This is a genomic window from Streptomyces sp. NPDC046876, assembly GCF_040645035.1.
Taxonomy (GTDB): Bacteria; Actinomycetota; Actinomycetes; order Streptomycetales; family Streptomycetaceae; genus Streptomyces.
This window is the reverse complement of sequence record NZ_JBEYXK010000049.1, coordinates 1-13,574: the sequence shown is the minus strand read 5'-3', so window position 1 is coordinate 13,574 and position 13,574 is coordinate 1. Positions and strand designations below refer to the sequence as shown.

The window sequence follows — 13,574 nt, the reverse complement described above, 5'->3', positions numbered from 1 at the left end:
CCCAGCGAGCCGGCACGATGCCGACACACCCGGAACGTCTTTCCTGGCACACCTGTCGGCCGTCCTCAAGCGATGAGGCTGCGGACCCGATCCGCGCCGAATGCCGGAGTTCAACGCTGTGTAGTCAGCACCAAGTCAGCACGGGAGGGCCGACCAGGTGGGATGACGTGGGCTTTTAGTCAGCACCGAGTCAGCACGGGAGTCAGCACGGCGGCGTCAAACTGCATCAAAGCAGGCGTTCTTGACGGGGTGGATTTCGGGACCGGTGACCGCCCTCACAGGCGCACTCGGCGGGCGGCATGGCTGAGGTGCACACTCGCTGGACCGGAAGTGTGGTTGTGGGCACCATGTGCCCCTGATCTGGGCGTTCCTATGGTGTGGCGACACGGAAACGTCCCCGTCCCCCGTCCGGAAGTGGTACTCATGGCCGCCTCTGCCACACCGTCAGCCCGCCCCGGGAACATCAGAAGAGTCGTCGCCGCCAGTCTCATCGGGACCACCGTCGAGTGGTACGACTTCTTCCTTTACGGCAGCGCTGCCGCGCTGGTGTTCAACAAGCTGTTCTTCCCCACCTCCGACCCGTTGACGGGCACTCTGATCGCCTTCATCACGTACGCGATCGGGTTCCTGGCGCGGCCGTTGGGCGGGGTGGTGTTCGGGCACTTCGGGGACAGGGTCGGGCGCAAGAAGCTGCTCGTGCTCAGCCTGCTGCTGATGGGCGGGGCGACGTTCGCGATGGGGCTGCTGCCCACGTACGCGAGCATCGGCGTCGGCGCGCCGGTGCTGCTGACCGTGCTGCGACTGGTGCAGGGCTTCGCGCTCGGCGGGGAGTGGGGCGGCGCGGTGCTGATCGTCTCCGAGCACGGCGGCGACCGGCACCGCGGGTTCTGGGCGTCCTGGCCGCAGTCCGGCGCGCCCGGCGGGAACCTGCTGGCCACCGGCGTGCTCGCGCTGCTCGCCGCCGTGCAGTCGGACGCCGAATTCCTCGCCTGGGGCTGGCGCGTGCCCTTCCTGCTCTCCGGCGTCCTCGTGATCGTCGGCCTGTGGATCCGCCTGACCGTCTCCGAGTCCCCCGTCTTCCTGGCCGCGCAGGCCAGGGCGGAGGCGGACGCGGCCCGCGGCGCCGGGCGCAAGGCCCCGGTCGTGGAGGTGCTGCGCCGCAGCCCCCGGCAGGTGCTGACCGCCATCGGCACGCGGTTCGGCGAGAACATCTCCTACTACATCCTCACCTCCTTCCTGCTCGTCTACGTCACCACCCACCTCGGCCTGCCCAAGAGCACCGCGCTGAACGCCGTCCTGATCGGCTCGGCCGTGCACTTCGCCGCCATCCCCGCCTGGGGAGCGCTCTCGGACCGGATCGGCCGGCGCCCGGTGACCCTGATCGGCTCGGCCGGGATGGCCGTGTGGGCGTTCGCGTTCTTCGCGCTCGTCGACTCCGGGTCGTTCGCCGTCATCACCGCCGCCGTCACCGCGGGCCTGCTGCTGCACGGTGCCATGTACGGCCCGCAGGCCGCCTTCATCTCCGAGATGTTCGACACCGAGGTCCGCTACTCCGGTGCCTCGCTGGGCTCCCAGCTCGCCTCCATCGCCGCCGGAGCGCTCGCCCCGATCATCGCCGTCGAGCTCCTCAAGGACTACGGCTCGTCCGTGCCCGTCTCCCTCTACCTGTGCGCGGCGGCCGTGGTCACGACCGTCACCGTGGCCGTGGCCCGCGAGACGCGGGGCCGCGATCTGGCCGTGGCGCAGGCGGGGTCCCGTACGGCTGCGGGCGCCGCCGCGGATCCGGCTGCGTACGGGAGGACCGGCCCGACCACCCCGGACCCGGCCTGAGCCGCCCCGGCCGGCCACGGGAGAATGCCGCCATGACCTCCGCGAAGGACCCCGCACCCGGCCCGGCGGCGACCGCCCTGCGGGAACTGCTCGGCCTGCTGCACCAGGGCGCGCCGGTCGAGCGGTTCACCGGGCTCGCGCAGCAGGTGCGGGCGGCCGGAGCCGGGCCCGCCGAGCAGGGGCTGGTGGAGGAGGCCGCCGCGGTCGCGCTGGACATCCGGCGCACCCTGGACCAGCACCGGCGGCGCGAGGCCGAGCTGACCGCCCTGTTCGACACGGCCGGCGACCTGGCGGCCCTGCGCGACCTCGACGCGGTGCTGCGGGCCATCGTCCACCGGGCGCGCATGCTGCTGGGCACGGACGTCGCGTACCTGACCCTCAACGACCCCGCCGCCGGGGACACGTTCATGCGGGTCACGGACGGCTCCGTGTCCGCGGCCTTCCAGCAGCTGCGGCTCGGCATGGGGGAAGGGCTCGGCGGGCTCGTGGCACAGACGGCCCGCCCGTACGCGAGCGCCGACTACCGCACCGACGACCGCTTCCGGCACACCCCGGCCATCGACCACGGGGTGCGGGAGGAGGGGCTGCGGGGCATCCTCGGGGTGCCGCTGCGGGTCGGCACCCGCGTGATCGGGGTGCTGTACGCGGCCGACCGGGCGGTACGGGACTTCGCTCCGGACGCCGTGGCGCTGCTGTCCTCCCTCGCCGACCACGCGGCCGTGGCCATCGACAGCGCCCGGCTGCTGGAGGAGACGCGGGCCGCGCTCGTCGAGCTGGGGGTCGCGACCGAGACGGCGCGGGCCCGCAGCGAGGCGCTGCGGCTCGCGGCCGAGACCCACGACCGCCTCACCCGGCTCGTCCTGCGGGGCGGGGACGTCGGGGACGTCGCGCGGGAGGTGGCCGTCCTGCTGGGCGGCGCTCTGGTCGTGCACGACGCCGACGGGGCCGAACTCGCCCGGGTCGTCCCCGAAGCCGCCGAGCGGGAGGGGGCTGCGGCCCCGGCAGGTCCCCCGGCCGACCCGCCGGGCATCCCGCCAGGCGTTCCGCCCGCCGGGGCGCTCGCCGCTTCGCGGGCCGACGGGCGGGCCGTGGCGGTCGACGGCGCATGGGTGTGCGCGGTCCTGGCCGGGCCGGAGCTCCTCGGCAGCCTCGCCCTCGGCGGGCGGGCCGACCTGTCCGAGAGCGAGCGGCGGCTGTTCGAGCGGGCCGGGCTGGTCACGGCGCTGCTGCTCCTGCTGCGCCGGACCGCCGCCCACGCCGAGGACCGGGTCCGCGGCGAGCTGCTCGGCGACCTGCTGGCCGCCCCGGTGCCCGGCCGGGTCCGCGACACCGGGAGCCAGACGCTGCGGGCCCGCAAGCTCGGCGTCGACCTCGGCCGCCCGCACGCCCTGGTCGTGCTGCACTGCGACGCGGCCCTGCGGTCCCGGCTGGCGGCCGAGGCGGCCCGGCACGCCCGCGCCCGCCACGGCCTGGCCGGGCTGTTCCAGGGGCGGGTGGTCCTCCTCGCCCCGGCCGGCAACCCGGGCGCCCTCGCCCGAACCCTGGCCGCCGACCTCGGGCAGGCCCTGGGCGCGCCGGTCACCGCGGGCTCCGCCGGTCCGGCCGCAGGGCCCGAGGAGCTGCCGGGCGTCCACGCGGAGGCGCTGCGCTGCCTGGAGGCCCTGCACGCCCTCGGGCACACCGGGCACGGCGCCGGCCTGCCCGACCTGGGCTTCCTCGGGGTGCTGCTCGGCGACCGCGCGGACGTGGGCGCGTACGTCGACCGGGTGCTGGGGCCGGTGCTGGAGTACGACGCGCGGCGCGGGACGGAGTTGGTGCGCACGCTGGAGGCGTACTTCGCCGAGGGGGCGAGCCTGGCCCGGACCAAGGAGGTCCTCCACGTGCACGTCAACACGGTCGTGCAGCGCCTGGACCGGATCGGGCAGATCCTGGGCGCGGACTGGAACACGCCCGAGGGCGCCCTGGAGATCCAGCTCGCGCTGCGGATCCTGCGGGCGGGCCCGGCCCGCCCCGGCCCCGCCTTCCCGCCGGCCGCCGACGGGCCTCGCCAGGGCTGAGACCCCTCCGAGGGGACGGAGACCGGCCCCGGGCTCCGGTCGACACCGCCAGACCGGAGCGGGATCCTGAGAGGGAATTGACGCGCTCCGGCGTCGTCCTCCCCTGCGCCACCCGCCATGGGAGGAGGGCCATGAACCGGCGCCGCCGTCGTGGGAGCCGCTGCCGGCCCCGCCGCCGCGAAGGCCCGGCCCCCTGTGCCCCGGTGCAGGACCCCACTGCCGCCGGCGCCGTGCTCGCGCCCAAGAGCTTCTGCACCTGACCCCCACTGGAGACAAGCCATGACCCGGCGCCCCCGTCTCGTCGCCCTCAGCCCGCTGATCGCCTGCTCGGTCGCCCTCTGTCCTTACGCTGCTGCGACCGCCACGGCCGCCCCGCAGGCACCGGCCATCCCCTCCTGCACCGTGGAACCCTTCCCTGGCGCTGCCGACCACGTCAACGTGAAGGGGAGCGGATTCGGCGGGAAGGTCGTGGTCAAGGAGACGAGCGGGAAGAAGGAGGTCACGGTCGAGGCGACGGCGGAGGGAACGTTCGAGGCGGCGGCTCTCCCGGCGGGCTCGTACGCCGCCATCCCGTTCGGGTCGCAGAGCCAGAGCTATCCCTGCACGCAGACGGGGGGCACGACCAAGACCGAGGGGGATGACGCCAAGGCCGAGTACGACAAGGGCTTCCAGTTCGCCTTCCAGCAGATCAAGGCGAACTGCCAGGCCACCCCGCCCAAGACCACCGGGGAGGTCGACCCGAACTGGCAGAAGGGCTACGACAAGGGCGCCGAACTGGCGGCCAACACCTTCTGCAAGGGCCAAAGCGGCAACCCCAAGGCCGGCAAGAGCGCCGAATGGGTCAAGGGTTACGACTTCGCCTTCGGCAGGATCCAGGCGAACTGCCAGGCGACCCCGCCCAAGACCACCGGGCAGGTCGACCCCGAGTGGCAGGCGGGCTACGACAAGGGCGCCGAGGACGCGGCCGCGAAGTTCTGCACGCAGGCCCCGTAAGCGGTCTGCGGGGCGCCGCGCGGCCGGGCAGGCCCGGGCCCGGCCGCGGTCCCGGGTACCTAGGCGGCCCACTGCCCCAGGGTGAACGTGCTGCCGCTGCGGCGGACTTCCACCGCGCCGGTGCCGCCGAAGTGGGCGGGGACCACCAGCTCCCGCTCGTCGGCGGCCCGTTCGAGGATCCGGCGGCGGCTGGCGGCGGCCTGGACGGGGTCCATGCAGAAGCAGCTGTTGCAGGAGGGGGCGAGGATCTGTACGGGGCTGTGCAGCATGTCACCGACGAAGACGGCCCGTTCGCCGCCGGAGGCGAGGCGCAGGACGGAGGAGCCGGGGGTGTGCCCGGGGGCGGATTCGAGGGTGAGGTGGGCGTCGATGCGGTGGGTACCGTCCCACAGTTCGGCCTGTCCGGCGCGGTGCACGGGCGCGATGCTGTCCTCGTAGATCAGCCGGTCGTCCTCGCGCAGGCCCTTGCCGTACGAGCCCGCCGGGCCGAAGTGGGCGTCGTCGGCGGCCGGGATGAGGTACCGGGCGTTGGGGAAGGCGGGCACCCATGCGCCGTCCGCGTCCACGGTGTTCCAGCCGACGTGGTCGCCGTGGATGTGGGTGTTGACGACGAGGTCGACCTCCTCGGGGCGGACGCCGGCCCGGACCAGGTCGGCGAGGAAGTCGCCCTGCCGGTGGTGGAACCGGGGCGTGCCGGGCCGTTCGCGCCCGCTGCCCACGCCGGTGTCGACGAGGACGGTCCGCCCGGCGCTGCGGATCACCCAGCTCTGGAGGGCGAGGACGGCCAGGTCGCCTTCCGGCTCCCAGTGGTCCGGGGCCAGCCAGTCCCGGTTGTCCCGCCACAGCTGCGGATCGGCCTGCGGTACGAGGTCGGGGGCGGGCACGAACGGGCCCTGCCACTCGACGACCTTGATGATCTCGACGTCGCCCAGGACGATGCTCTGCTTGTTCTCGTTGGTCACGCCGTCCACGCTAGGAGGCGCCGCTGAGGTTCTCAATGCCCGTACGGCTCAGCCGGATACGCGAGCGCCTCACGTCTGACGCCGGGGATAGGCTGGACGGGTGGACGTGGTGAGCGATGCGATCGCGGCGGTACGGGTGGGGCAGCCCTCTTCGCAGCGGGTGCGGGTCCGCGGGAGCTGGTGCACGCGCTTCGCACCGTACGACGGGGCCGGGTTCCACGTGGTGCTGGAGGGCAGTTGCTGGATGCTGCCGGAGGGCGGCCCGCCGGTGGCCCTGGGTACGGGAGACGCGGTGCTGCTGCCGCACGGTACGGGGCACGTGATGGCCGACTCCCCCGCCGACGCGGCGGCGGTGGCCCGGGCGGTGCCGTTCGAGGCGGTGCCGTTCGAGGCGGGGACCGTCGGTGCGTCCGCGGGGGCGGGAGCGCCGGACGGGCCGGGAGGGGGCGGGTCCGGCGGGAGCGAGCCGGGCGGTGTGGAGCTGCTCTGCGGCAAGTACCGGCTCGACCGCAGCCGCGTCCATCCCCTGATGCGGGAGCTGCCGCCGGTCGTCCACCTGCCGAACCGCGTCGGCCGCCATCCCGAACTGCGGGCCGCGATCGACCTGCTGGGCGGCGAGCTGGGCGCCGCGCGGCCGGGTGCGGCGATGGCCGTACCGAGCCTGCTCGACCTGCTCCTCGTCTACATGGTCCGCTCCTGGATGGCCGAGGACGCGGCCGGGGCCTGGTCCGCGGCGCTGGGCGACCCGGTCGCGGCGGCCGCGCTGCGGGTGCTGCACGCGGATCCGGCCGCGCCGTGGACCAACGAGCGCCTGGCGGCGGAGGCGGGCGTGTCCAGGGCCACGCTGGCACGCCGGTTCACGGCACTGGTCGGGCGCCCGCCGATGGCGTACCTCGCGTGGTGGCGGCTGACGTACGCCGCCACCTTGCTCCGCGACACCCCGGACCCCCTGGCTGCGATCGCGCGGCGGGTCGGGTACGGCACCCCGTACGCCTTCTCGCACGCGTTCAACCGGGAGTTCGGGACCACCCCGGGCCGCTACCGGGCCCGGGTGGCGGGGCTTGCCTGAGGTGGGGGGGCTTGTCCGAGGTGGGGGGCCTGTCCGAGGTGGGCGTCCGCCGCCTCAGCGGCGGACCGGGCACTCCTTCCACTGGAAGTGGTAGACGGTGTTGATGCTGCCGTCCGTGGAGTCGACGGCCATGTAGCTGGTCTCGGCGCTGTCGGAGGTGCCCGCCTCGGCGCGCAGTTCGGTGTTGATGTTGAAGTTGCGCTTCTCTCCGCAGGGGGCGAAGACGAGGGCCTGGATGCCGGTGGTGTCGGTGACCTGCCAGTTGTCCTGGAGGGCGCCGTGGAACTGGTGGGACCGGGAGGCGGTCTGGCTCATGCCCTGGAAGTAGTAGCTGGCCTTCTGGGTGCCGATGGCGCCGTCCGCGAGACTGCCGTAGCCGCGGTAGTCGACCTTCGACACCGCGTACGTGAAGCCCTGCGGGACGTTGACGACGAGGGAGAGGAGGCAGTTCTTGCGGCCCTCGGTCACGGGAATGCCCGGACCGGCCTGGGCCAGGTAGTCGCTGTAGGTGACGGTGAAGGCGGAGTTGTCCGGGGAGACGGCGACGGCGGCGGTCCCGGGCCGGCAGCCCGAGCCGTTGACCGTGGCGACGTCGACGGTCACCTTGCCGGTGGGGGGCGCCGTGGGGGCGGCGGCTCCTGCCGAGGGCGAGAGCGCCAGGAGGCTTCCGGCGAGGGCGACGGCGGTCAGTGCGGTGCGAAGTGGCTTGGTCACGAGGCCATGGATAGCCGCGGGGCGCGGCTGCCGATCGCCGGCGGGTACGCGGGCTCACCCGGTCGGACGGCCCGGTTCACCGCAGAAACGTTTCAGCAGGCCGGATCCCTCGTCCGGACGGCCCCACTGTGCAGCCGATCCGGCATCCCCGCCGAGCCTTTTCGGGCTTTTTGTCGGATTCGCCTAGGCTGTGCGGCCTCGAGCCTCGCGTGAGGGAGGACGCCCATGGCCGGTCCGTTCACACGGCGGTCCGCCGTACTCTGCACCGCCGCCACCCTGGCCGCCCTGGCCACGTTGGCCGCAGGGGCGCCTACCGCCGCAACCGCAACTGCGACTGCGACCGCAACCACGACCGCGCACGACCCGTCCGGCGGCCCCGGCACGGCCGCGGCGGCCCCAGTCGAGCCGGACGCCGCCGAGGCCGCAGTCCTCGGCGCGGAGCACGCCCGGTCCCACGCCCAGCGGCGGCAGGCGGCCGCCGGCGTCGAGGAGTACCCGCAGGTCAAGCGCACCGCTAGCTTGGCCGCACTGGCGGAGTCCCAGCGGAAGGCCAACGCGGCCTTCCAGGCGGCGCGCTCCGGCCGGTTCACGGAGTTCTTCCCCTCCCCCGACTTCGGCGTGCACGCCGCTCTGCTGCCCACCGGCAAGGTGCTGCTCTTCTCCTTCGAGCGGGTGGAGGTCAACCCCACCAAGGAGACCGGCCCCACCGACCGGATCGGCCGCACCAACGCGGGCCGCGCCTACCTGTGGGACCCGGCCCGCGGCACCGGGGCGCGGGCGTTCAAGAAGGTGGAGCCCCCGACCGTGCTGATGCCGGACGGCACGTTCGCCCCGCGCCCGGCGCCGTTCTTCTGCGCCGGACACGCCTACCTGCCCAACGGCATGGTCGGGGTGTTCGGCGGCAACACCGGCGGCAAGGGCGGCAGCGGCGCCAAGCTGTCTTTCGTCTTCGACCCGTGGACCGAGACCTGGTTCCGCAACCAGGACATGTCGGTCGGCCGCTGGTACCCCTCGGTGGTGACGGGCGCCGACGGCCGCCAGATCATCATGTCCGGCCAGTCCGAGCGCGGTACGGGCACCCCGACCCCGGTCGTGGAGCGCTTCCCCGCACTGCGCCATCCGGTGCCGTGGCGCCCGTACGACATCCCGGTCGGGCTGGCGGCGGAGCGGCTCCGCTCCGACGCGCCCTTCCGCAACGACTACCCGCACCTGTTCTCGCTGCGCGACGGCCTGGTCTACGGCCTGGGGCGGGACGCCGACCAGCAATGGCGGTTCGACCCGGTGAAGGAGACCCGGACCGATCTGCCCCGGCGGCCGGCCGACTTCCGCGGGTACGGCTCGGCGGTGCCGCTGCCGGCCGGCCTGCACGGCCCCGACTCCGTACTGGTACTGGGCGGCGACCCGAAGGACCCGAACACCTACCGGCTCGCGGGCGACCGCTGGACCACGGAGGAGCCGCGGGCGTTCGGGCGCACGCAGGACGACACGCTGATCCTGCCGGACGGCACGCTCATGACGGTCAACGGGGCGCTGGACACCCGGGACTACGGGTACGGGCCGTTCAATCCGCGGGCCGACCTGAAGTACCGGCAGATCGAACTGCGCGACGCACAGGGCCGCTGGCACCTCGGACCCGCACAGCGTCTGCCGCGCGGCTACCACTCCAACGCCCTGGTCCTGCCGGACGGGCGGGTGCTGGTCACGGGCGACGAGCTCCAGCAGATCGCCAACGACCCCGACATCCGGGACGGCATGGACGGGAGCATCGAGCTGTACGAGCCCGCGTACCTGCACCGGGGCGCCGGCCGGCCCGCCCTGGACCGGGTCCCCGCGGGCGAGCTCGCGTACGGCGCGGAGTTCGAGGCGGTGAGCTCGACCGCGGCCTCGGTGGCCCGGGCGGTGCTGCTGGCGCCGACCACCGTCACGCATGCGGTGAACACCAGCCAGCGGCACCTGGAGCTGGCGGTCACCGTGGTGCACGGCGCCGCGGTGGGGCTGCGCACGCCGCCGAGCGCGGCCGACGCCCCGCCCGGCTACTACATGCTGTTCCTGCTGGACGGAAAGGGAGTCCCGAGCACCGCGCAGTGGGTGAAGCTCGGCCGGAGGTGACGGCGCTCCTCAGGCCGGGGGCGGCGGCTCCACCCGGGCGAGCCAGGCGGTGAGGAGCGCCTCCAGCTGCGCGGCCTCCCGCGCGGACAGCCCGTCCTCCAGCAGGGTGCGCTCGTTCTCCATGTGCTCGGTGAACGCACGGTCGATCAGCTCGAGGCCGGCCGGGGTGAGGGCGACGACGCGGCCGCGGCCGTCCGCCGCCGAGCGGCGGCGCGCGACCAGGCCGTCGCGTTCCAGGCGGTCGATCCGCTTGGTCATCGCACCCGTGGTGACCATCGTGTGCACGGCCAGTTCGCCGGGGGCCCGCTCGAAGGGTTCGCCTGCCCGGCGCAGGGCCGCGAGGACGTCGAACTCCCCCTCGCTCAGACCGTACCGGCGGTAGACCAGGGCGAGGCGGTCGGTCAGGAGCAGGCCGAGGCGGTGCAGCCGCCCGATCACCCCCTGCGGGCCGACGTCGAGGTCGGGGCGTTCGCGTGCCCACTCGGCCTGGATGCGCGCGACGTGGTCGGGGTTCGGCGGTGGCTGCTTCACGGAAACCAGTATAGCTTCCATGGAAGGTATTATATCTTCCATGGAAGCTAATTTGCGGTGGTCGCTGGTGACGGCGGCAGCGCCGGTCGCCTGGGGCACCAACTACTACGTCACCCGCGCGTTCCTGCCGGTCGGCCATCCGCTGTACGGGGCCGCGCTGCGCGCCCTGCCCGCGGCGCTCCTGCTGCTGGCCGTCGCGCGGCGGCTGCCGAGCGGGTCCTGGTGGGGGAAGTCGCTCCTGCTGGGCTTCCTCAACACGGGCGGCTTCTTCGCCCTGGTGTACGTGGCCGCGCAGCGGCTGCCGACCAGTGCGGCCTCGACCGTGATGGCGACGACGCCGCTGGCGATGATGCTGATCGCCTGGGCGCTGATCGGTGAGCGGCCGGGCGCGCGGCAGCTGGCCGGGGCCGCGGTGGGCGCGGCCGGGGTGAGCCTGATGCTGTTGACCGCGGCAGTGCCGGTCGATGCGGTGGGCGCCCTGGCCTCGGTGGGCGCCATGGCGATGTCCTCGCTCGGCTACGTGCTGGCGAAGCGGTGGAGCGCGGGGGTCGATGTCCTCGCGTCGACCGCGTGGCAGCTCCTGGGCGGGGGCCTGCTGCTGCTCCCGTTCGCCGTCCTGATCGAGGGGGCACCGCCCGCGGTCGACGCTCCGGCGCTGCTCGGATTCGCCTATGTCGCCGTCGTGGCCACGGCGTTGGCCTTCGCTGCCTGGTTCGCGGGACTGCGCCGGCTGCCCGCCGCGACGGTCGGACTGCTGGGCCTGCTGAATCCGGTCACGGGCGTGCTGCTGGGCACCGCGATCGCAGGGGAGACGCTCACCGGACAGCAACTCTGCGGTGTGGCGCTGACGCTGGCGGGCATCTTCCTGGGGCGGAGCGAAGGATTCCTCACAGCTCGTGACAGAAGCAATTCGGCTCGTAGTAATTAGATGAATCCCTGACTGAATTACCGTCAACAAGCCTTACACCCTTATCTCGATTTGATAACGAGATCCTCGAAAAGGCCTGGACCTTTGCGCCCCTACGCGCGTAACTGCCCTTGTTTTAAAGAGAATTGACTGTTCATCAAATCCGGTGTCGAGGTAACAGTCAGATATCTCGACGCCCATTCCCGTTTGTCCGAATTCTCCACCTCGCCCGTCTGGCAGCCTTCTGCGCACCCACTCCTCCGACCAAGGATTTGAGGTGCGCATGACGGGTCACCGTCGAAGGAAGCGTGAACACCGGCGCAAACCGCGTCGCTTGATACTCGTCACCGCCGCCATGGCATCGGCGGCGGTGATAGCCGGGGGCATCGCCTACTCGGGACTGGGCGACAACGCCCAAGCGGGGACCACCGTCCAGGCCGACGCAGCCGCGGAGGCCACGCCGGCCGCGGCGCCGGCCCGTGACGCCGAGCCCGCGCCCATCGCGAGCGAGCCCGCCAACGACGCTGCGCGCGGCATGGTCTACGACGGCCTCAAGGCCGCCCCCAAGGGCGACAAGTGCGTGGGCGTCTACCGCACGGAGGCCGGGCTGTGCAGCCACGGCCCCGACGCCCCGCCGAAGGACGTCGACATCAAGGCCGACGTCGCCCCCGTCGTCAAGACCAAGGCCGTGGCGGCCGATCCTGCCCGCCCCGAGGGCGGCGAAGCGGCAGCCGCGGAGGGCAGCGGGCGTCCTCAGGACGCGCCCGCCGCCGACGCGAGCTCCGCCAAGGCCGCCCCCTCCGCCGCGCCGGCCCCCCAGGCCGCGGGCAGCGGCAGCCAGGCCGTGGCCGCTGGGCCCGCCGGGCAGACCGTCCAGTGCGACGGTGACGGCAGCAGCGGCAACCGCGTCCAGGTCGTGTACGTCCACGGCCCCGACCGCGACCGCTACTCGGAGTACTTCGCCTCGTTCCGCAAGTGGGCGGCCGACGCCGACCTGATCTACTCCACGAGCGCCGAGGAGACCGGCGGCGTCCGGCACATCCGGTTCGTCACCTCCTCGGACTGCACGCCGACCGTGCTCAACATCGAGCTCCCGGCCTCTGCGCTCTCCGAGTTCAGCGCCACCAACAACGCGCTGGCGGGCAAGGGCCTCGACCGCCGCGACCGCAAGTACATGATCTTCGCGGACACGCAGGTCTACTGCGGCATCGGCACCTTCGCCGGCGACGAGCGCCCCGGCCAGAACAACCTGAGCAACTTCGGCCCCTCCTACGGCCGTACGGACTCCGGCTGCTGGGGCGGCCACACCGCCGCGCACGAACTGGGCCACAACCTCGGCGCGGTGAACAACAGCGCCCCCAACACCAGCCGCGGCGCGCACTGCACCGACGAGTGGGACGTCATGTGCTACTCGGACACCCCGTACTACCCGCAGATGCGCAACGTCTGCACCAACCAGGCGTCCGAGAACATCCTGGACTGCAACCACGACGACTACTTCCACACCAGCCCCAAGCCGGGCAGCTACCTGGCCACGCACTGGAACATCGCGGACAACCAGTTCCTGATGAAGGGCAAGGGCGGCAACACCACCGACCCGAGCCCGAACCCGAAGCCGACCCAGAACCCCACCCCGACCCCGACGCCGACCAAGAAGCCGACCGGCGGCCCGACCGTGACGGCCGGCCAGATCCAGTCGACCTCGGTCGTGGTGAGCTGGCCCAAGGTGGACGGCGCCGTCTGGTACCAGGTCCTGCTGAACGGCAAGCACCTGACGTGGGTCCAGTCGCAGGCCCTGCGCATCTACAACCTCCAGCCGGGCACCGAGTACAAGGTCGCCGTCTCGGTGCGCGACGCCGCGGGCCGTGACACCGGCGCCGGCAAGACCACCGTGTTCAAGACGACGGGTGCGGGCGGCGGTACCACCACCCCCAACGCCCGCTACACCCTCGGCAACGGCAGCACCGGCATGTCGGCCGAGCTCTGGGGCGGCCGCAGCGCCGACGGCACCGTGCTCGTCGGAGCGCGTGCCAATGGCTACGCCCAGCAGCAGTGGCTGTTCGAGGACGCGGGCAGCGGCCTGGTCCGGATCAAGTCCGCCGTCTCCGGCAAGTGCCTGCAGACGGGCGGTGCCCCGGCCCCGGGCATGTGGATCGCCCAGCAGCCCTGCGGCACCGGTTCCACCCAGCAGTGGAAGCTGAAGACCAGCGGCAGCACCACCACCGTGACGGACCCGAGCGGCGGCTACGCCCTCACCGTGAGCAGCCGCCCGTACTACGGCGACTGGCTCCTGGACCTGCAGCGCGCCGACGGCCGCGCGACCCAGGTCTGGACGGTCCAGAAGGTCGGCTGACCTCCCCCTGCCGACCTTCTGCCGGCGGACGGCCGCATAGGGGGACGGC

At 73.1% G+C, this 13,574-nt stretch carries 10 protein-coding genes; 7 read left to right on the top strand and 3 right to left on the bottom strand.

Features of this window, described 5'->3' with window-relative positions; translation table 11 throughout:
* Nucleotides 1-423: 423 nt before the first annotated feature.
* The 3 genes from ABZ924_RS23620 to ABZ924_RS23610 all read left to right on the top strand — a co-directional run bounded on the left by ABZ924_RS23620 (nucleotide 424) and on the right by ABZ924_RS23610 (nucleotide 4,880).
* Nucleotides 424-1,830 carry an MFS transporter gene (locus ABZ924_RS23620; RefSeq protein ID WP_361913134.1) on the top strand — a complete coding sequence of 469 codons (1,407 nt, stop codon included), beginning with the start codon at nucleotides 424-426 and terminating at the stop codon, nucleotides 1,828-1,830.
* 32 nt (nucleotides 1,831-1,862) lie between these two features.
* On the top strand, nucleotides 1,863-3,887 hold the full coding sequence (locus ABZ924_RS23615; protein ID WP_361913132.1) for a helix-turn-helix domain-containing protein: 2,025 nt from the start codon (nucleotides 1,863-1,865) through the stop codon (nucleotides 3,885-3,887).
* A 279-nt stretch (nucleotides 3,888-4,166) separates the two neighbouring features.
* Nucleotides 4,167-4,880: a hypothetical protein gene (locus ABZ924_RS23610; protein WP_361913129.1), complete on the top strand. Its 714-nt coding sequence runs from the start codon at nucleotides 4,167-4,169 to the stop codon at nucleotides 4,878-4,880.
* A gap of 59 nt (nucleotides 4,881-4,939) precedes the next feature.
* On the opposite strand, the gene ABZ924_RS23605 is transcribed toward ABZ924_RS23610, so the two are convergent.
* Nucleotides 4,940-5,842: an MBL fold metallo-hydrolase gene (locus ABZ924_RS23605; protein ID WP_361913126.1), complete on the bottom strand. Its 903-nt coding sequence runs from the start codon at nucleotides 5,840-5,842 to the stop codon at nucleotides 4,940-4,942.
* A gap of 100 nt (nucleotides 5,843-5,942) precedes the next feature.
* Between ABZ924_RS23605 and ABZ924_RS23600 the strand changes: the two genes are divergently transcribed.
* Nucleotides 5,943-6,911, top strand: a complete 969-nt coding sequence (locus ABZ924_RS23600; RefSeq protein ID WP_361913123.1) for an AraC family transcriptional regulator — start codon at nucleotides 5,943-5,945, stop codon at nucleotides 6,909-6,911.
* Between the two features lie 54 nt (nucleotides 6,912-6,965).
* Here ABZ924_RS23600 and ABZ924_RS23595 read toward each other — a convergent pair whose 3' ends face one another.
* Nucleotides 6,966-7,625 carry a DUF4360 domain-containing protein gene (locus tag ABZ924_RS23595; protein ID WP_361913120.1) on the bottom strand — a complete coding sequence of 220 codons (660 nt, stop codon included), beginning with the start codon at nucleotides 7,623-7,625 and terminating at the stop codon, nucleotides 6,966-6,968.
* 225 nt (nucleotides 7,626-7,850) lie between these two features.
* Between ABZ924_RS23595 and ABZ924_RS23590 the strand changes: the two genes are divergently transcribed.
* The gene (locus tag ABZ924_RS23590) at nucleotides 7,851-9,734 is read left to right on the top strand and encodes a galactose oxidase-like domain-containing protein (RefSeq protein ID WP_361913118.1); all 1,884 of its coding nucleotides are present in this window, start codon (nucleotides 7,851-7,853) and stop codon (nucleotides 9,732-9,734) included.
* Nucleotides 9,735-9,743: 9 nt separating this feature from the next.
* On the opposite strand, the gene ABZ924_RS23585 is transcribed toward ABZ924_RS23590, so the two are convergent.
* A complete protein-coding gene (locus tag ABZ924_RS23585; RefSeq protein WP_361913115.1) occupies nucleotides 9,744-10,286 on the bottom strand; it encodes a MarR family transcriptional regulator in 543 nt (180 codons plus the stop codon).
* Nucleotides 10,287-10,305: 19 nt separating this feature from the next.
* Here ABZ924_RS23585 and ABZ924_RS23580 point away from each other — a divergent pair, with 19 nt between their 5' ends.
* Both ABZ924_RS23580 and ABZ924_RS23575 read left to right on the top strand, forming a co-directional pair.
* Nucleotides 10,306-11,193, top strand: a complete 888-nt coding sequence (locus ABZ924_RS23580) for an EamA family transporter (protein WP_361913113.1) — start codon at nucleotides 10,306-10,308, stop codon at nucleotides 11,191-11,193.
* Between the two features lie 313 nt (nucleotides 11,194-11,506).
* The gene (locus ABZ924_RS23575) at nucleotides 11,507-13,525 is read left to right on the top strand and encodes an RICIN domain-containing protein (RefSeq protein ID WP_361913110.1); all 2,019 of its coding nucleotides are present in this window, start codon (nucleotides 11,507-11,509) and stop codon (nucleotides 13,523-13,525) included.
* Nucleotides 13,526-13,574 lie beyond the last annotated feature (49 nt).

Coding starts and splice junctions, on each gene's coding strand:
- ABZ924_RS23620 (WP_361913134.1), top strand. CDS start 424: ATGGCCGCCTCTGCCACACCGTCAGCCCGCCCCGGGAACATCAGAAGA.
- ABZ924_RS23615 (WP_361913132.1), top strand. CDS start 1,863: ATGACCTCCGCGAAGGACCCCGCACCCGGCCCGGCGGCGACCGCCCTG.
- ABZ924_RS23610 (WP_361913129.1), top strand. CDS start 4,167: ATGACCCGGCGCCCCCGTCTCGTCGCCCTCAGCCCGCTGATCGCCTGC.
- ABZ924_RS23590 (WP_361913118.1), top strand. CDS start 7,851: ATGGCCGGTCCGTTCACACGGCGGTCCGCCGTACTCTGCACCGCCGCC.
- ABZ924_RS23585 (WP_361913115.1), bottom strand. CDS start 10,286: ATGGAAGCTATACTGGTTTCCGTGAAGCAGCCACCGCCGAACCCCGAC.
- ABZ924_RS23580 (WP_361913113.1), top strand. CDS start 10,306: ATGGAAGCTAATTTGCGGTGGTCGCTGGTGACGGCGGCAGCGCCGGTC.